This is a genomic window from Rhizobium sp. 11_C7_N12_5 (assembly GCF_051811145.1).
GTDB classification, from domain to species: domain Bacteria; phylum Pseudomonadota; class Alphaproteobacteria; order Rhizobiales; family Rhizobiaceae; genus Rhizobium; species Rhizobium lusitanum.
In genome coordinates this window covers 1,815,295-1,832,557 of the sequence record NZ_JBPWPY010000001.1, presented here as the reverse complement: position 1 = coordinate 1,832,557, position 17,263 = coordinate 1,815,295, and the positions used below count along the sequence as shown (strand labels likewise).

20 protein-coding genes are annotated in these 17,263 nt (G+C 60.4%); 9 read left to right on the top strand and 11 right to left on the bottom strand.

Annotation, left to right across the window (positions count from 1 at the left end):
* Positions 1 to 7: 7 nt before the first annotated feature.
* The 3 genes from AB8B29_RS09100 to AB8B29_RS09090 are packed head-to-tail and all read right to left on the bottom strand — an operon-like array spanning position 8 to position 1,726.
* Complete coding sequence (locus tag AB8B29_RS09100) at positions 8 to 811, bottom strand: anti-sigma factor family protein (RefSeq protein WP_037202662.1); 804 nt, start codon at positions 809 to 811, stop codon at positions 8 to 10.
* A complete protein-coding gene (locus AB8B29_RS09095) occupies positions 808 to 1,320 on the bottom strand; it encodes an RNA polymerase sigma factor (RefSeq protein WP_047639906.1) in 513 nt (170 codons plus the stop codon). Before AB8B29_RS09095 ends, AB8B29_RS09100 begins: the two co-directional genes overlap by 4 nt.
* A 25-nt stretch (positions 1,321 to 1,345) precedes the next feature.
* Entirely contained in the window at positions 1,346 to 1,726 is a 381-nt protein-coding gene (locus AB8B29_RS09090) for a COG4315 family predicted lipoprotein (RefSeq protein WP_047558010.1), read from the bottom strand.
* 152 nt (positions 1,727 to 1,878) lie between these two features.
* On the opposite strand from AB8B29_RS09090, the gene AB8B29_RS09085 reads away from it, so the two are divergent.
* Both AB8B29_RS09085 and AB8B29_RS09080 read left to right on the top strand, forming a co-directional pair.
* Positions 1,879 to 3,006, top strand: a complete 1,128-nt coding sequence (locus AB8B29_RS09085; protein ID WP_037202659.1) for an ATP-dependent DNA helicase — start codon at positions 1,879 to 1,881, stop codon at positions 3,004 to 3,006.
* 186 nt (positions 3,007 to 3,192) lie between these two features.
* A complete protein-coding gene (locus tag AB8B29_RS09080; protein WP_113119331.1) occupies positions 3,193 to 3,945 on the top strand; it encodes a pyridoxine 5'-phosphate synthase in 753 nt (250 codons plus the stop codon).
* A gap of 33 nt (positions 3,946 to 3,978) precedes the next feature.
* On the opposite strand, the gene AB8B29_RS09075 is transcribed toward AB8B29_RS09080, so the two are convergent.
* Positions 3,979 to 4,347 (bottom strand): winged helix-turn-helix transcriptional regulator, encoded by a 369-nt coding sequence (locus tag AB8B29_RS09075; RefSeq protein ID WP_113119330.1) that lies wholly within the window; start codon positions 4,345 to 4,347, stop codon positions 3,979 to 3,981.
* Positions 4,348 to 4,472: 125 nt separating this feature from the next.
* Between AB8B29_RS09075 and AB8B29_RS09070 the strand changes: the two genes are divergently transcribed.
* The gene (locus tag AB8B29_RS09070) at positions 4,473 to 5,057 is read left to right on the top strand and encodes a glutathione binding-like protein (RefSeq protein ID WP_113119329.1); all 585 of its coding nucleotides are present in this window, start codon (positions 4,473 to 4,475) and stop codon (positions 5,055 to 5,057) included.
* A gap of 308 nt (positions 5,058 to 5,365) precedes the next feature.
* On the opposite strand, the gene AB8B29_RS09065 is transcribed toward AB8B29_RS09070, so the two are convergent.
* Complete coding sequence (locus AB8B29_RS09065) at positions 5,366 to 6,253, bottom strand: SDR family oxidoreductase (protein ID WP_113119328.1); 888 nt, start codon at positions 6,251 to 6,253, stop codon at positions 5,366 to 5,368.
* 138 nt (positions 6,254 to 6,391) lie between these two features.
* On the opposite strand from AB8B29_RS09065, the gene AB8B29_RS09060 reads away from it, so the two are divergent.
* Both AB8B29_RS09060 and AB8B29_RS09055 read left to right on the top strand, forming a co-directional pair.
* Positions 6,392 to 6,808 (top strand): winged helix-turn-helix transcriptional regulator, encoded by a 417-nt coding sequence (locus AB8B29_RS09060; protein WP_113119327.1) that lies wholly within the window; start codon positions 6,392 to 6,394, stop codon positions 6,806 to 6,808.
* 8 nt (positions 6,809 to 6,816) lie between these two features.
* Positions 6,817 to 8,064, top strand: coding sequence for an FAD-dependent oxidoreductase (locus AB8B29_RS09055; protein WP_113119326.1), 1,248 nt, complete (start codon positions 6,817 to 6,819; stop codon positions 8,062 to 8,064).
* On the opposite strand, the gene AB8B29_RS09050 is transcribed toward AB8B29_RS09055, so the two are convergent.
* The 5 genes from AB8B29_RS09050 to AB8B29_RS09030 form a co-directional block, all read right to left on the bottom strand.
* Entirely contained in the window at positions 8,065 to 9,279 is a 1,215-nt protein-coding gene (locus AB8B29_RS09050; protein WP_092574106.1) for an MFS transporter, read from the bottom strand. It abuts the gene before it with no gap.
* A 60-nt stretch (positions 9,280 to 9,339) separates the two neighbouring features.
* Positions 9,340 to 9,957, bottom strand: coding sequence for a TetR/AcrR family transcriptional regulator (locus AB8B29_RS09045; protein WP_113119325.1), 618 nt, complete (start codon positions 9,955 to 9,957; stop codon positions 9,340 to 9,342).
* Positions 9,958 to 10,068: 111 nt separating this feature from the next.
* Positions 10,069 to 10,575, bottom strand: coding sequence for a GNAT family N-acetyltransferase (locus AB8B29_RS09040; protein WP_113119324.1), 507 nt, complete (start codon positions 10,573 to 10,575; stop codon positions 10,069 to 10,071).
* An 84-nt stretch (positions 10,576 to 10,659) separates the two neighbouring features.
* The gene (locus tag AB8B29_RS09035) at positions 10,660 to 11,589 is read right to left on the bottom strand and encodes a bifunctional helix-turn-helix transcriptional regulator/GNAT family N-acetyltransferase (RefSeq protein WP_092574102.1); all 930 of its coding nucleotides are present in this window, start codon (positions 11,587 to 11,589) and stop codon (positions 10,660 to 10,662) included.
* Between the two features lie 73 nt (positions 11,590 to 11,662).
* Complete coding sequence (locus tag AB8B29_RS09030) at positions 11,663 to 12,382, bottom strand: aspartate/glutamate racemase family protein (RefSeq protein ID WP_113119322.1); 720 nt, start codon at positions 12,380 to 12,382, stop codon at positions 11,663 to 11,665.
* A 160-nt stretch (positions 12,383 to 12,542) separates the two neighbouring features.
* On the opposite strand from AB8B29_RS09030, the gene AB8B29_RS09025 reads away from it, so the two are divergent.
* From AB8B29_RS09025 to AB8B29_RS09015, 3 genes are all read left to right on the top strand, one after another.
* A complete protein-coding gene (locus AB8B29_RS09025) occupies positions 12,543 to 13,007 on the top strand; it encodes an Lrp/AsnC family transcriptional regulator (RefSeq protein WP_047557986.1) in 465 nt (154 codons plus the stop codon).
* A gap of 116 nt (positions 13,008 to 13,123) precedes the next feature.
* Entirely contained in the window at positions 13,124 to 13,684 is a 561-nt protein-coding gene (locus AB8B29_RS09020) for a PH domain-containing protein (protein WP_047557983.1), read from the top strand.
* A 106-nt stretch (positions 13,685 to 13,790) separates the two neighbouring features.
* Positions 13,791 to 15,053, top strand: a complete 1,263-nt coding sequence (locus AB8B29_RS09015) for an NAD(P)/FAD-dependent oxidoreductase (protein ID WP_037202645.1) — start codon at positions 13,791 to 13,793, stop codon at positions 15,051 to 15,053.
* A gap of 53 nt (positions 15,054 to 15,106) precedes the next feature.
* On the opposite strand, the gene AB8B29_RS09010 is transcribed toward AB8B29_RS09015, so the two are convergent.
* The gene (locus tag AB8B29_RS09010; RefSeq protein ID WP_037202644.1) at positions 15,107 to 16,150 is read right to left on the bottom strand and encodes an NAD(P)-dependent alcohol dehydrogenase; all 1,044 of its coding nucleotides are present in this window, start codon (positions 16,148 to 16,150) and stop codon (positions 15,107 to 15,109) included.
* Positions 16,151 to 16,350: 200 nt separating this feature from the next.
* Between AB8B29_RS09010 and AB8B29_RS09005 the strand changes: the two genes are divergently transcribed.
* On the top strand, positions 16,351 to 17,262 hold the full coding sequence (locus AB8B29_RS09005; protein ID WP_092574099.1) for an AraC family transcriptional regulator: 912 nt from the start codon (positions 16,351 to 16,353) through the stop codon (positions 17,260 to 17,262).
* Position 17,263 lies beyond the last annotated feature (1 nt).

Below are 17,263 nucleotides of genomic sequence, written 5' to 3'. Positions count from 1 at the left end.
GGTTGGTCTAGGACGAGAACTGCTTGTAGCACTCGTCGGCAACCTGCTGAAGCATCTCGCGGGAGATCTCGCCGGTCACGGTGTAGCCGAGACTGCCATCAATCCAGTAGAAGGTCTCGACATCTCCGCTGCTGGCGAAACGGAAGCTGGTCGTGGTATTTTCGGTATTGTGCCCGACGAGCACGGTCAGGCGCTGGCCGGCGGCGTTTTGATACATGAACATGGCTCCCGGCGTGCCGTTGATCGGCAAGAGCCTGCCGCCGACGAGTTGGAAGCCAAGCACTTGCAGGCCCGGCACCTTGAGGCCGGCGACATTCATGCGTTTGCCGAGCCATGTGGCGAGATGCGCTTCCTGATCCGCGCCGACTTCGACGGGATGGCGCACCTCGCTGGCATAGACGATGAAGGCCGAATGCGCCTGCTGTGGCCATGCTTCCATGGCGGTCAATTGCAATTCAGGCCGCGCAAACAGATCCGGGCCGAAATGGCCTGCGGCAGCGCCGGCAAGGAAGAGCGTCAGCGCGGCTGCGACCGCAGTCAAGCGGCGAAACCGATGCTGCGCTGCCTCGTTTTTCGGCGAAGTTTCCTTGCCTTTCGCGATCAGATCCGGATCGCCGTCCTTCGATATCGCATATGGTTGGAACAAGGCTTTGATGCCCTCGTTCTGGGCCTGCCATGCGGCGACCGCAGCGGCGTCTTCGGGGTTCTCGGTAAGCCATGCCTCCAGCTGCGCGTGTCTCTCCGGCGGCAGTAAACCATCAGCAAAGGCGTGGAGGTCCGCTTCGGTCACGGTCAGGTTGCGTTCGGTCATTTTGGTCTCCGAAGCGTAATGACATTGTCGGCGCTCAATAGGCTGGTCATCTTCTGGCGCGCGCGTGAGAGACGCGACATGACGGTCCCGATCGGGATATCAAGCATGCCGGCGACATCCTGATAGCTGTAGCCTTCGACGACGACGAGCATCAGTACCGCGCGATAGTCCTCGGCCAGGCTGTTGAGGGCCGCTTCCAGCTGCGACCGTTGCAGCGGGTCGCTGTCCGTCTCGGTCGCAGGCAAATGGCTGTTGTCGTCGATGTCGACGAAATTGCGGTTGGCTTGTTGGCGCAATCCGTTGCGATAGAGATTGGTCATGATGGTGAGAACCCAGCCGCGCAGGTTCAGCCCGCGCCATTGGCCGCGCCGCACCAGCACTTTCTCCACGCAGTCCTGAAGCAAGTCCTCGCCATCGGCGTCGGAACGGGCGAGGCTGCGCGAATAGCGTCGCAGCGAGGGGAGGAGCGCCAGCACCTCCGCCTCGAAACTATCGGGCGCGGAAGGCATTGCCGCCGCGCCCTTTCCGCTCCCGTCAGGGCTTTGCGACATCCCATACGCCCTTAAAGCCATCGCCGGCGACGTCGCCGGACTTTGCATCCTTGACGAAGAAATAGAGCGGCATGCCGTCCTTTGCCCACTGTTTCATCCCATCCTTGCGGGTGATGATGGAATATGCACCTTCCGCCTTGGCTTTGCCATCGGCCATGAGCGGCGGCCAGGCTTTCGCGCAATCACCGTTGCAATTGGACTCGCCCGACTTGTCGTTCTTGAAGGTGTAAAGCGTCATGCCGTTTTCGCCGGCAAGAACCTTGCCCTTGGCGCTTTCGACTGTCTTTACCGGTGCTGCGGCGAAGGCGGCTGTGGCAAAGGCCGATGCCGCGGCGAGCGCAGCCAGGAATGTCACGGTCTTCATGATATCTCTCCTCGGGTGATGAACGGGTATTCGTCCAGGCCTCGCATTCTGCGCTGCCGGATGTGAGACACGCTCCGCCCCGATTTTATTCCCGCCCGCCAGGTGTTTTTTTACGGCTTGCTTCCTGAGGCCGAATCCTGCCAAGTCGGCCCATGCAATTCGCGCCGCAACAAGACGAAGCGCTCAAGGCCGTGGCCAAATGGCTGAAGGAAGGGCGTTCACCGCTGTTTCGCCTGTTCGGCTATGCCGGCACGGGCAAGACGACGCTGGCGCGGCATTTTGCCGAGAATGTCGATGGCGAAGTTCTGTTTGCGGCCTTTACGGGCAAGGCGGCGCAAGTGCTGCGCTCGCGCGGGGCAAGCAACGCCAAGACAATCCATTCGCTCATCTATCGTCCGCGTGGCGAAGAGGCCGTCGAGGATGAGGAAACCGGCAAGACCTCGATCGCGCCGATGTTCACCATCAACCGGCAGAGCCCGGTTGCGAAGGCCGCGCTCATCATCGTCGACGAATGCTCGATGGTGGATGAGGCGCTCGGCAAGGATCTGATGAGCTTCGGCACGCCGATCCTCGTGCTCGGCGATCCCGGTCAGTTGCCGCCAATCTCCGGCGGCGGCTTCTTCACCAATGAGGAGCCGGATTATCTGCTGACGGATATTCACCGACAGGCCCGCGACAATCCGATCATCCAACTCGCCATGCATGTGCGCGAGGGCAAGGAGATCATGCATGGCGACTATGGCACGGCGCAGGTGATTTCGAAGAACGAGGTTACGCAGCCTTTGGTGATGGAGGCGGATCAGGTGCTTGTTGGCACCAACCGCACCCGCAAACGCTACAATCAACGTCTGCGCGAGCTCAAGGGCTTTACGGCCGAGTATCCACAATCCGGCGATAAGCTCGTCTGCCTGCGCAACGATCCCGCCAAGGGCCTGCTCAACGGCTCACTCTGGCAGGTCATGACCTCATCCAGGGAAACGGCGAAACCGGGTATCAATCTTTTGGTGCGCCCGGAAGACGACGACATGGACAGGGGTGCCGCAAAGATCAAGCTGCTGAAGCAGGCCTTCGAGGATGTCGAGGGCGAGATCCCCTGGTCGACGCGCAAGCGATACGACGAGTTCGACTACGGCTATGCCCTGACGGTGCACAAGGCGCAGGGCTCGCAATGGAACAATGTCGTGCTGTTCGATGAGAGTTGGGCGTTCCGCGACACGCGCGAACGGTGGCTCTATACGGCCATCACCCGCGCCGCCGAGACGCTGACCATCGTCCGCTAGAACCGCTTTTTTTCTGTGCAAACCGCGATAGGGCCAGTCTCTGTCCGGGTGTCACTGGGCGGTGATGGACCGCCGAGCGCTTCATCAATCTTTTGCATGGGTCGATGTTCGAATCTCGTTGGTCTTGCTGTCCGCAATGGCATAAAACGACGGTATTATCCTCTTCGAAAATCAGGGATTTCGATCATGCCTGCCAAGCTTTCCGTGAACCTCAACGCCATAGCCATGCTGCGCAACCGGCGTGACCTTCCCTGGCCGAGCGTCACGGGGCTCGGTCGTATCGCGCTTGCTGCCGGCGCCAGCGGCCTCACGGTGCATCCACGGCCCGATCAGCGGCATGTCCGCTTCTCCGACCTGCCCGAGATCCGGGCGCTGATCGATGACGAATTTCCGGAGGCGGAGTTCAACATCGAGGGCTATCCGAGCGACGAATTCTTCGATCTCTGTGCTTCGGCAGAGCCTGAGCAGGTGACGCTTGTGCCTGATGATCCCTCGCAGGCGACTTCGGATCACGGCTGGGATTTCCGCAAGAGCCGCGATCTGCTGATCGACGTCGTTGCCAAGTACAAGAAGATCGGCTGCCGTGTGTCGTTGTTTGCCGATGGCGATGGCGATGCCGACGCCGTGAAAATTGCCAAGGAGGTCGGTGCCGATCGCATCGAGCTTTACACAGGTCCCTACGGCGGCTGCTACGACGCCCCGGAACGCGCTGCCGTCATTCTCGAAGCGCTCGGCAAAACAGCTGATGCCGCCTTCGCCAATGGCCTTGATGTCAATGCCGGCCACGATCTGACGGTTGCCAACCTGCCTGCGCTCCTCAAGCGGATTCCGAAACTTGCCGAAACGTCGATCGGCCACGGGCTGACCGCCGATGCGCTGGAATATGGCATGGCCGAAACGGTGCGGCGCTTCCGCCGAGCCTGCGGGCAAGCGGTTTAATCAGCGGCTGCAAGCATCGGGATCGCGGATCCATCAAAGCTGGCGGGCGTCGTAATGAAGGCGGTTGTCTTCGATCTGTCCTCGATGAGCTGCCGCCCAATCGGCGAGATGCCGCGCGGTTTCCGACAAGGAATGTCCGAGCGGTGTCAGCGTGTATTCGACCTGCGGCGGCGTGCTATGGCGAACGGTGCGTTCGACCATGCCGTCACGTTCGAGTGTCTTGAGTGTTCTCGTCAGCATTTGCTGCGAAATACTGCCCACCTGCCGCTTGATTGCATTGAAACGCTGTGAACCGGCGCGAAGCGTGACGACCACCTGGATCGTCCACTTGTCGCCGACGCGGCTGAGGATCTCGCTTACCCCCTTGCAGTCAGCTCCTGCGGGCGTGCCGGTCACATCCATCTGACCTGCTCCTAAAAATATGCTTTTGACGGTTACTTCTTGGTCTCATAAATGGCTGTGGTCAACATTGTAGACCTTATTTTCGACCCGGAAATATCGAGATGGGGTCACCCACGGAGACCACGATGAATCTCTTCTATTATCCCGCCGCCTGTAGCCTGGCCGATCACATAGCGCTCATCGAGGCCGGGCTTCCCTACAAGCTCCTCAGCATCAACCGCGAAAAAAGGACGGAAGATGGCCGGGATTTTCTGTTGATCAATCCGAAGGGCTATATCCCGACCCTCGAGATGAACGACGGAACGATCCTCACGGAGAACCAGATCATCCTCGCCTATATTGCGGAACAGAGCGGCAAACTTCTGCCCGACGATAGCATTCTCAGGTGGCGGACCTTCGAGGCGCTCGCCTTCATGTCCTCCGAAATCCATGGAACCTACAACCCATTCTTCAGGGATTTCCCAGAGCCGGAGAAGGAGCGCGCCCGCGAGAAGCTCAAGAAGGCCTTCGCCATTCTCGCCGATCAGATGGGCGACAAGGCATTCCTGGTGAGCAACGAGATGACGATCGCCGATTGCTATCTCTTCTGGGTCTTGATGGCCGCGCCGAGAAGCGGCATCGAGCTGCCGAAAAATCTGCGGAACTGCCTGGATCGCATGAAGGCGATGCCTTCCGTGATCCAGGCGCTCGCAGAGGAGGGATTGAGTTGACCGGGCGACAGTCCGAGCGAGCCGCGCATGCCCCGTTGCCGGGCGTGCCCGTAACAGCGGTGCGTTTGGCTGGGAGGGCCGCCAGTGAACGAAGGGCCGCAAATCACGCAAAATGGTCTTCAGGAGCGCCGGGAAGCGGCTGGTGGTATTTCTTGTATGAATACCGAACAGGTTCGCCGACGCGACGCGGTTAGAATTCGCGTTGAGAGCGTGAAAACTCCCTCGCCCCGCTTGCGGGGAGAGGGCTGGGGTGAGGGGCTATGCTTGAGGCTGCGGCAAAGAAAGTCTTGCCTGGCCGCTCCAATAACTCAACCGAGCAATGCGGCCTTGTGTTCCTCAAAGAAGCTGCGCAGCGTCTGCGGCTCCTTGCCGGTCAGCTTGTTGAAGTCGTTGGTGAGGATGTCGAATTTGCCGGCGCGGGCGTTGGCGTCGGCGGAGACGAGCATGTCGACCACGAATTTCGGTAGGCCGGCGCCGGTCAGGCCCGCGGCGAACTGCTCGTCGTTGACCTGTACGACTTCCAGAGGACGGCCGGTGATCTTGCTGACGACGCTTGCGACATCTTCGATCGTCAGGGATGTGGAGCCCGTCAGCGTATAGGTCGCGTTGTCGGTGGTGTCGGAGGCAAGTGCTGCAGCGATAGCGAGCGCGCAATCGTTGCGGCTGATGTTGCTGGTACGGCCGCCGCCGGTCGCTGTGTACCACTTGCCGACGGCGAGACTATGCGGCAAGCCCATCATATAGTTGTCGAAATACCAGGCGTCGCGCAGGATCGTGTAGCCGATACCGCTCGCCTTGATGGCATTTTCCGTGCCGAGATGGTCGGGTGCGAAGGAGACAAGCGAGTTTTCCGGAGCCGGCATGGAGGTATAAAGGATGTGTTTCACACCAGCCTTCTTTGCAGCTTCGACGGCAGCCGTGTGCTGCTTCAGGCGCAGACCGGGAACGGCGAGTGCGTCGGTGCTGATGATCAGCAGGCGGTCGACGCCGGCAAAGGCGGTGGGCAGCGTGGCGGCATCGTCGAAATCGGCCTTGCGGGTGATGACGCCCTTGGCGGCGAGATCGGCAAGCTTCTCCGGGCTGCGTGTGGCAGCGATGATGCGGCCGGGGGCTACCTTATATGTCTCCAGTAGGTGATGAATGACGCGCTGGCCGAGCTGGCCTGCGGCACCGGTGACGAGAAGAGTGCTGCTCATGTCTTTATCCTTGTTTGACCGCCGCGCATTGCAAGGGTCTGGGTTGCTCTCAAAAAGAGACTAGCACTAGAATAGGAATTGACTTCTAGATGTAAAGGAGGCAGTTTTTCGGCTCCAAGTTACCAAAAGGGAACCGGCATGAGCGCCAGCACCGTCGTCAATCTGCGCAGCATAGATCCGCCGCTGCGCGACGTCGACCTCAGCAATCTCGATTTCAGCAATTGTCCGGTGCGCGATTTGATATCGCAGATCGGCGGCAAGTGGTCGGTGCTGTTGCTGGAAACGTTGGCAAAGCGGCCTTACCGCTTCGGCGAATTGCGCCGCCTGGTGCCCGATATTTCCCAGCGCATGTTGACGCAGACGCTGCGCGACCTGCAGCGCGACGGCTATGTCGACCGCGAGGTGTTTCCCACCAAGCCGCCGAGCGTCGAATACAGGATGACCGATCTCGGCCATTCGCTTTACGAGCCGCTGGCACAGCTTTTGAACTGGGCAGAGGCCAATCACGCCGCCGTCCGCGCCGCGCGCGCCCGTTTCGATCAATCGCCGGACTGAGCCTCGCAGTGAAGCCTTTGACGATCGCCATTGTCGGCGCCGGGCCTGCCGGCCTTGCCGCGTCTCTCTTTCTCACGCGTGCCGGTCATATGACCGACATCATCGAACGCTTCGACAGCCCGGCGCCGGTCGGCTCGGCGCTGATGTTGCAGCCGACCGGATTGACCGTGCTTGAAACACTCGGGCTCGGCCCGGCCATCCACGCAACCGGCAACCGCATCGACCGCTTGTTCGGCACGGAAACCACCCGTGGCCGCACCGTCCTCGACGTGCGCTATAACGCGCTGCCGAGCGGGCGCTATGGGCTCGGCGTCCATCGGGCGGCTCTTTTCGATACGCTTTACGATGAAGTCTCCGCTAGGAGACACCCGATCTTCACGGGACAGAAGATCGTAGGCGTGATGGAAGAGGGTGATCGCAGCTATCTCTCTGTCGAGGGTGCAGAGCGTCTCGGACCATACGATCTTGTCATCGATGCCAGCGGCGCGCGGTCAGAGCTAGCAGCGGCTTCACCGGTGGCGCCGCGGGCGCGCAATCTTGTCTATGGTGCCTTCTGGGCGACGCTCGATTGTCCGGATGGGCTCGTGGATCAGGCGGCGCTGACGCAGCGTTACGACAAGGCGAGCGTGATGATCGGAGTTCTGCCGATCGGCAGCAGAAAACCGGATATGCCGAAGCAGGCGGCTTTGTTCTGGAGCTTGAAGGTCGCCGATGCCGACGAAGTTCGCAGGCGCGGGCTCGACCGCTGGAAGCAGACCATCCGTGGTTACTGGCCTGAATGCGAGCCGTTGTTGGAGCAGGTGACGGATTGGGAGCAGTTGACGCTGGCGCGCTATGCGCACCGCACCGTGAAAGTACCATATAGCGGGCGAACGGTCTTCGTCGGCGATGCGGCTCACTCCACCAGCCCGCAACTCGGGCAGGGCGCCAACATGGCGCTGCTTGATGTGGCGGCGCTGGCGCATGCGCTTGCGAGCCATGACACGATAGAAACAGCACTTTCTGCCTATGCCGGAGCGCGACGGATGCATGTGCGGCTGTTTCAGCTGCTGTCGCTGGCATTCACGCCATTTTATCAGTCGGATTCGGCCGCTTTGGCCTGGATCCGGGACCGGCTGGTGGCGACCATCGCCAAGGTGCCCCCGGCGCCGCAGATCCTCGCGGCGATCGTTTCCGGCACCTTGGTCGATCCCTCCGCGGCCGCCGGCCTCAGCGAATGCGACTGGCTGCGGGCTTCCGCTCCTCAGCCGTCCTGATCACTTTTCCCGCTCGGTCAGGAAGGCGAGGAGCGCAATCACCGGGAAGGCGATGCCGAACCACGAGGCGAGATTCCAGCCACCGGCGGCATAGGCCCAGCCGCCGAGCGCCGAACCGATGGCGCCGCCGCCAAAGAAGGTTGCCATATAAAGGCCATTCAGCCGGCTGCGATGTTCGGCGCTCAGCGCGTAGATGGCGCGTTGGCCGAGGACAAGATTGGTCTGCACGCCGAAATCGAGCATGATGCCGGAGAGCGTCAGCGTGATCAGTGCCAGCAGCGAACCGCTGCCTGAGACATGGCCGATAAAAAAGGCGACGATGGCGAGCGCCATGGCGAAGGCGGTGGCAAGTTTTGTCCAGCCGCGATCGGCGACCCGGCCGGCAATCGGCGAGGCGACTGCGCCAGCCGCGCCGGCGAGCGCGAAGAGGGCAATGCCGTTCTGCGTCAGGCCGAAAGCGGGGCTCGCCAGCAAGAGCGGCGTCGTCGTCCAGAACAGGCTGAAGGCGCCGAACATGCAGGCCTGATAGAGCGCGCGCCGCTGCAGCACCGGCGTATGCAGGGCGAGGTGACCCATGGAGGAGAGCAGCTGACCGTAATGCAGCCTCGTATGCGGTACCCGGGTCGGCAGCACGACGCGTAGTATGACGGCGAGACCGATCATGATGGCGGCCGAGATGATATAGACGGCGTGCCACGAAAGGAGTTCTGACAGGAAGCTTGCCGCCGGGCGGGCCAGCATGATGCCGCAGAGCAGGCCGCTCATGACGTTCCCGACGACCGCGCCGCGGCTGGCATCCGGCGCCATATGGGCTGCGAAGGGCACCAGGACCTGCACGGCGACAGATGCAAGGCCGATACAGAGCGAGGCGAGCAGGAACAGCGACGGCGACCAGGCGAGGGCGGCGCCGACAAGTGCAATCGCCGCAAGCGCTACCAGCGTCAGTACCAGCTTACGGTTCTCCAAAAGATCGCCGAGCGGCACGATCAGCAGCAGGCCGAGACCATAGCCGATCTGGGTCAGGGTCACGATCAGGCCGGTTGCCGCCGGAGAGAAGCCGAGCGACTGGCTGATGGGACCAGCCAGCGGCTGACCGTAATAAAGATTGGCAGCCACCAGCCCGCAGGCGGCGGCGAACATGAAGGTCATCAGCGGCGAAATGGTCTTCTCAGGGAGCGGCATGCTCTCGGTCCTGGCGGCGGCACTTGCAGTCATGGCTCTATTCCTTGATGGGGGCGGGCAGGAGAGTGGGCTCCCCGAAATTCTAGCGAAAAATCAATCCAGCAGTTTCATGGTGACCTCGGCAACCGCGAGCATTGTTTCATGCTTACGGCCGGTCTTTCCGACTACGCGCATGCCTTTCGTGAGGCAGAGCATCGCGCAGGCGGCGCCCTCGGCATCGACATGCTGTGGTATGGAACCATCCGCTTGTCCGAGGTGGATCAGATCGAGGATACGCCGCTCGTCAAAATCGAAAGCGACGCCGACGCGGCCGGCGACCTCCTCGTCGAAGAGCGCGAGTTCTGTCGCGCTGCCGACGACGAGGCAGCCTCTTCGGCCGACCTCGCCGCACGAGGCTTCAGCGAAGAATGTCACCAATGCGCGCAGCTTCTCATAGCCGTTTGTGGCGCTCGCCAAAGACTCGTCGATCAGTTGCTGGCGCACATGACGATAGCGATCGAAAGCGGCCAGGAAGACGCCGCGTTTGTCGCCGAAAGCCTTGTAGACGCTGCCTGCGGTCAGCCCCATGGCCTCAGTCAATTCGCTGATCGAGGCGGCATAATAGCCGCGCTCCGAAAAGACCCGCAGTGCTTCGTCGAGCGCTGCGTTCATATCGAATTCCCTGGGGCGGCCGCGAAGTCTGGGCGCGATATCGATGGTGTCCGTTGTCATGCGACTCTTTTAGGAAATGATCGTTTCCAAATCAAGCGGATTTTTGCGTTGCAACAGAATTGTCACTCACGATGGGCATCCTACGAAGGCAAATCGCGGGTTTCGTTGCCGCTATTGATAAATGATCGCCATATGGATCGCGTCCTTGTAGTGCCCGTCTATACGCACGGCTCTGCACGCAAGCCCTTCCCGGACAAAGCCGACCTTTTCGTAGAGCGCGATGGCCCGGCTGTTGTCGGCGTGGACGCTGAGTTCCACGCGTTCGATACCGGTATCGTGGGCAGCCTGCAATGTCGCTTCTATGAGCCTGCGGCCCAGACCCTGACCGCGATAGGACGGGATGATTCCCATTCCAAGATGACCTGCGTGGGCATGGGAAGGGAAAGTATGGCGGCTGATATCGCACCAGCCGACAACATCGCTGCCAGCCAAAGCAACGAATTGCGGATTGCCTTTCACGATCATGCCGAGCACGAAGGCACGCGTCTCTTCCAGCGGGAATGCTTCGAGCAATGTCAGGTACTTCCGCTCGCGCGCTACGGTGTCGAGCGCCTTGTGAAAGCCTTCGATGTGCTCGCTGGCGATGGGCTGGATAAGGATATCGGCGCTGGCGATCATGGATGGATATCTTGATGCAAATCAGGGATGTATCGAGGATAGGGCTCAACCCTTACCCTGTCTATCTCCGCATCCGATCGATGCTCACAGGTCGAGCTCCCATGTCTGGCCGTTCAATTCCGGGCCGAACATACGATGCCTTTCCTCTGCGACGAGCCTGAATCCGGCTTTGACATAGATGCCGCGAGCGATATCGAGGATGTCGTTGGTCCACAGCGAAAGTTTGTCATAGCCGGCATCGCGCGAGAAGCGGATGCATTCGTCGACCAGAAGCTTGCCGAGGCCGAGGCCGCGCGCCGCCTTGTCGACGTAGAGCAGCCGGAGCTTGGCGACACCATTGCCGCCGTCGGCGACCATGGCGGAGCCGACATTCAGGCCGCTCCGTTCGGCGATCCAGCACCGGTCCTTTGCCGGATTGAAGTTGGACAGGAACTTGCCCGCGACGTCGGCGACCAATGCCTCGAACCGATGATCCCAGCCGAATTCCTCGGTATAGAACCGCGCCTGACTTTGGACGATCCAGCCGATGTCACCGGGCCGCGGGGCGCGGATGATGGCAGGGGGCGCAGCGGCCTGGTCCGTGCCGAGCGTATCCTGGATCGTCCGCATCGCTTCGACGATGCGCTCGGGCTCGCCGATGGCAAGCCTGTCGAAATATCCCGCGATCTGGGTGCGGGAGCGGCGGACGAATTCCTCGAACTGAGCCTGCCCCTTATCGGTGACATTCATGATCTGGCTGCGCGCATCGCTCGGGTCGGGCTCCGTCTCGATGAGCCCGTCCTCGCGAAAGCGCTTTACGATGCGGCTGAGATAGGCGGGATCGAGATGTAGCTCGCGCGTCAGTGTCGAAGCGGCGACGCCACCGCGAGAGCCGACTTCGAACAGGACGCGCGCATCCGTCAGCGTATAGGGGCTATCGAGATAGGCCTTGTTCAGCACGCCGAGAAAGTTCGTGTAAAAGCGATTGAAGTCGCGGACGGCATCTATGGTCGCGAATTCTGCAGCAACAGTCATGGAACATCGTCTCCTCAGATATAAGAGACGATGTCCATCATCTATTGGACTGAGTCAAGTAAATTGGTTTTACCTATGCGGCGCGGCTATTGCGGGTAGCTTCGTCCGAGAGCGCAAAATTGATGGCTGCCTGAGCATGGATGGTCGTCGTGTCGAAGCCGGGCAGGATCAGCGCATTCGGATCGAGGATGAGGCAGATCTCGGTGCAGCCGAGAATGACGCTGTCGGCGCCCTCGGCCTTGGCACGCTCGATGATGTCATGCAGCTTTCGGCGCGATTCGTCCTTGATGACGCCGGCGCAGAGTTCGTTGAAGATAATGTCGTGGGTCACCGTGCGGTCTTCGGGGCCGGGCACCATGATGGAGACGCCATTCTCAGCCATGCGTTCGGCATAGAAACCGTGCTCCATGGTGTAGCGCGTGGCGAGCAGCAGCGGCTTGACGCGACCCGCAGCCTTCAGCGTGGCAGCGGTTTCGTCTATAATGTGGATGAGCGGCACGGAAATGCGGGCGGCAACTTCCGGCGCGATCAGATGCATGGTGTTAGTGCAGATGAGCACGCATTCGGCGCCGGCTGTCTGCAGGCGATGTGCGGCATCGCCGAGGCGGGCGGCGGCATCACCCCAGCGCCCGGCCTTCTGCAAGGCCACGATCTCTTCGAAATTGACCGAGTACATCAGCAGTTCGGCGGAGGAGAGGCCACCCAGCCGGTCGCGAACCATTTCGTTGATCTGGCGATAATAGACCGCCGAACTCTCGAAACTCATGCCGCCGATCAGGCCTATGGTGCGCATATTGCTGTTCTCCGCTCTTGTCTGTGAATGGAGAAATGGTGCCGCAATTCATGCGCCTTGTGTTTGCAAACTTTGTGATGCCTGCAATTGAATCTGCAATGATTTGCGCATATTTCATGTTTTGTGCAAAATGACGGCGTGATGATAAGGATTTCTGCACATGCTTGATGAGCGCGACCGAAAGATTCTCGAATTTTTGCAGGCAGATGCCGGCATATCGGTGACGGAACTTGCCGATCGCGTGGCTCTATCAGTCTCCGCCTGTTCGCGTCGCATCCAGCGGCTGGAGGAGAGCGGCCACATCGCCAGGCGCATCGTCGTGCTCGACCGCGAGAAGATGGGCGTACCGACGACGGTCTATGCGATGATCAAAACAGCGCATCACGCCGACGAATGGATAGAGACGTTCCGCAAGGCGATCGGCGACATTCCCGAGATCGTCGAGGCGCATCGGCTGACCGGCAACTACGACTACATTCTGAAGATCGTTCTGCCCCGTGTCGAGCACTACGACGTCGTCTACAAGCAGCTTGTGCGCAGGGTCGAGCTGTTCGATGTTTCGGCGTCAATCTCGATGGAAGAGCTGAAAAGCGGTGCTTCCGTTCCCGTCGGCTATGCGCAGTAAGTTCGCCACAATCACGTGCTGATTTTGCATATCACCTTGTTAAAGGTGTCATGGGGAGCAAGTGCTTTTGGGTTGTACAATCACATGCGTGGTTATCGCCGTGGAGGCAATTCGCAATGAGCAATGCAGATATTCAAAACTACTTTCTGCCCGGTGAAAAGTTGTTGTGGCTAGGCCGGCCGAAACAAGGCCTCATGTTTAGCAAGAAAGACATGCTGCAAGTGCCGTTTTCGCTCATATGGGGCGGTTTTGCAGTCTTCTGGGAAAGTATGGCCATGCGCCAGGCCAATGCTCCGCTCTTTTTTAGATTATGGGGCGTGCCGTTTATATTAATTGGCCTGTACCTCATCATCGGCCGTTTTGCGCTGGATGCGTTTGTTCGCGCCAGGACACAGTATGCGGTCAGCGATCAGCGCATAATAATCTTGCGCGAAGGCTGGTTTTCCAAGCTTCTGACCTTGCCGTTGCAGAGGTTGCCGGCTCTTGATTTGGATCAGAGAGGCGATGGCACGGGGACAATCAGCTTTGGAAGCGATGCCCAAGTTGGCTATGGCCGCCGCAACGGCATAAGCGCCTGGACTCCCGCGCTTTCAAATGCTCCTCAATTTCTTGGTATCACCGAGGCGCGTGAAACATTCAATCTCATCCAACAAGCACAGTCGACGAAACCATCTTAATTTGTATCACAGCTGGCGGCCGCAGGGGTGCCATGCATAAAAGATGATTGCCGCTCATCCTTCGCAACTCTACGTTTTCGATGAACCGCAGACATGAGGGGTCGCCATGCAGGATTATCACGTTGTCATCGTCGGGGGCGGTTTTGGCGGTTTGCAACTCGCCAATGATCTGAAGGGTGCGCCTGTCCGCATCACGCTGATCGATCGGCGCAACCACCATCTGTTTCAGCCGCTTCTCTATCAGGTCGCGACCACCTTGCTTGCCACCTCCGAAATCGCCTGGCCGATCCGCAGCTTCTTCAGGGATCGGCCCGAGGTGACGACGTTGCTGGCTGAGGTCGTCGGCGTCGACAGCGAGGCGCATCAGGTGCTGCTGAAGGGCGGCCAGACCATTGCCTACGATACGCTGGTGCTGGCGACGGGGGCGACCCACGCCTATTTCGGCCATGACGAATGGGAGCCGGTGGCGCCCGGCCTGAAAACGCTGGAGGATGCGACGACCATTCGCCGCCGCGTCCTGCTGGCCTTCGAGCAGGCGGAACTGGAGAGCGACCCGGCGGTGCGCGACGCGCTCCTGACCTTCACCATCGTCGGCGCGGGTCCCACGGGGGTCGAGCTGGCCGGCATCATCTCGGAACTGGCAAGGACGACGCTGCCGAAGGAATTCCGCAACATCGACACCAGCAAGGCAAGGATCATCCTGGTGGAAGCCGGGCCGCGGGTGCTGGCGGCCTTCGCCGAAGACCTGTCCGCCTATGCTCTCAAGGCGCTGGAGGCGCTCGGCGTCGACATCCGCTTCGGCAAACCTGTCACCTCCTGCAGTGCGGAAGGGGTGACGATCGGCGATAGCTTCGTGCCATGCCGCACAATCGTCTGGGCGGCGGGTGTCGAAGCGTCGCCGGCGGCGAAATGGCTGGATATCCCGGCCGACCGTGCCGGTCGCGCCGTTGTTGACAAGGAGCTGCGGGCGCCGGGCAAGGAAGATATCTTTGTCATCGGCGATACCGCATCCGTCCTGCGCGAGGATGGCAGTCCGGTGCCGGGGATCGCTCCGGCCGCCAAGCAGCAGGGAGATTATGTCGCCAAGGTCATCAAGGCGAAGCTGGCGGGCAAGCCGGCACCCGGGCCGTTTCGCTATCGGCATCAGGGCAGCCTTGCAACGATCGGCAAGAGTGCCGCGATCATCGATTTCGGCTGGATCAAGCTCAGGGGATGGCTCGCCTGGTGGGTCTGGGGCCTTGCCCACATCTATTTCCTGATCGGCACCCGCTGGCGCATCGCGGTCGCCTGGAGCTGGCTGTGGATCTATATCAGCCGGCAGCACAGCGCCCGGCTGATCACGCAGAAGGAAACCATGCGCGAGGAATGAAAAAGGGCAGCCACAGTGGCTGCCCTTTCTTATAAGCCGTTGCGCCGTGACGCTTAGGCCAACGATGCGATGTCGATGACGAAGCGATAGCGGACGTCGCTCTTCAGGACGCGCTCATAGGCTTCATTGACCTGATCGATATTGATCACCTCGATCTCCGAGACAATGTTGTGCTTGCCGCAGAAATCGAGCATTTCCTGGGTTTCCTTGATCGAGCCGATCATTGAGCCGGAAAGGCTGCGACGGCCAGGGATCAGCGAGAAGGCATGGACCGGGACGGCATGTTCCGGAACGCCGAGCAGCACCATGCTGCCGTCGTATTTCAGGAGATTCAGGTAGGCATTCCAGTCGATGGCGGTGCCGACCGTATTGAGGATAAGGTCGAAGCTGCCTGCAAGTTTGGTAAAGGTTTCGGCATCGCTGGTGGCGTAGTAGTGGTCAGCGCCGAGCTTGAGACCGTCTTCCTTCTTCGACAGCGTTTGGCTCAGAACCGTCACGTCAGCGCCCATGGCATGCGCCAGCTTGACCCCCATGTGACCAAGGCCGCCCATGCCGACGATCGCGACTTTCTTGCCCGGACCTGCCTTCCAATGACGCAGCGGCGAGTAAAGCGTGATGCCGGCGCAAAGCAGCGGCGCACCTGCGTCGAGCGGGATATTCTCCGGGAAGGAGAGGACATAACCTTCCTTGACGACGATCGAGTCGGAATAGCCGCCGAAAGTCGGCGTCTTGCCGTCGGCTTCGACGTCGTTATAGGTCTGGACGAGGCCAGGCATGTAGTGTTCGTAATCCAGGTCGCGCGTGGCGCAGGTCGTGCAGGAATCGACGAAGCAGCCGACGCCGACGCGGTCGCCGACTTTGAATTTCGTCACCTTGGAGCCGACGGCAGTCACGATGCCGGCAACTTCGTGGCCCGGCACCATCGGGTACTTGGAGAAGCCCCATTCATTGCGGGCCTGGTGGATGTCGGAATGGCAGACACCACAATATTTGACGGAGATCGCGACATCGTCGTCGTTCGGCTCGCGGCGTTCGAAGGTGAACGGCGTGAGCGGCTTCGACGCGTCGGTGGCAGCATAACCCTTTGCGATAGGCATGGGAGACTTCCTTGTTTTCGGATGGGGTGGGAGTGGAATTGGGATGGCGCACTATGCATCGGGAGCGGACCGGAGCGTTAGAGCGATCCTGCAAGCTTTATGTACGATCCTGCGAATCTAAATGCGCGGCTACCCTTTCGCACTCGGGGTAGGTTCCCTAGATAAGCCTCAACAGCTCCTCGAAAAACAGTTGGTTGCGCATGACACTTCCCTTCAATCCCAATCAGGAACTCGCATCCATCATTGCCCGTTTCGCCACGGAGGACGGAGAATACCGCACGCCGATAGATGGTCTCAACCTATACCGGCAGTCGGCTGCGACAGTATGGCAGCATGGGGCTTATCGGCCTTGCTACGCCATTGTGGTCCAGGGGCGGAAGACTTTGACTGTTGGCACTGATACGTACCATTACGGTGTCGGCGAGTATATTTTGACTGCCCTCGACCTGCCCGTATCGAGCCAGGTAACCAATGTCCGCAGTGACACGCCGTATCTCTGTTTCAGCATGGCGCTGGACGGTGAGCGCCTGAAGGAGCTTTTGTCGCGCGTCAACGTTCCACGCCAAGCGGTGACGGCGGAGCCCTTGCGTGGGCTTGCGGTCAATGCGGCGTCGCCAGAATTGCTCGATGCCTCGTTGCGGCTGCTCAGATTGCTCGATCAGCCCGAGGATATTTCGGCCATGGCGCCATTGATCGAGCAGGAGATCCTTTATCGCCTGCTCACCGGGCCGAACGGTCCCCGGCTGCTGCAGGTCGCGATGGCGGAAAGCCAGAGCAACCGGGTGGCGCGTGCCGTTGCCTGGCTTCGCGGCAATTTCGAGCAGCCGTTGCGCATCGAGGAACTGGCTGAGCGTGTCGGCATGAGCGTTTCCTCACTGCACCATCATTTCAAGGCTGTCACCGCCATGTCGCCGATGCAGTATCAGAAGCAGCTTCGCTTGCACGAAGCGCGTCGCCTGATGATCGTCGAGCAGCTCGACGTCGGCTCGGCCGGCCATCGCGTCGGTTATCAGAGCCCCTCGCAATTCAGCCGCGAGTACAGCCGCCTCTACGGCCTGCCGCCGCTCAAGGATGTCGAGGCCATGCGCAATAATGCTGTGGCGGCCGAATAGG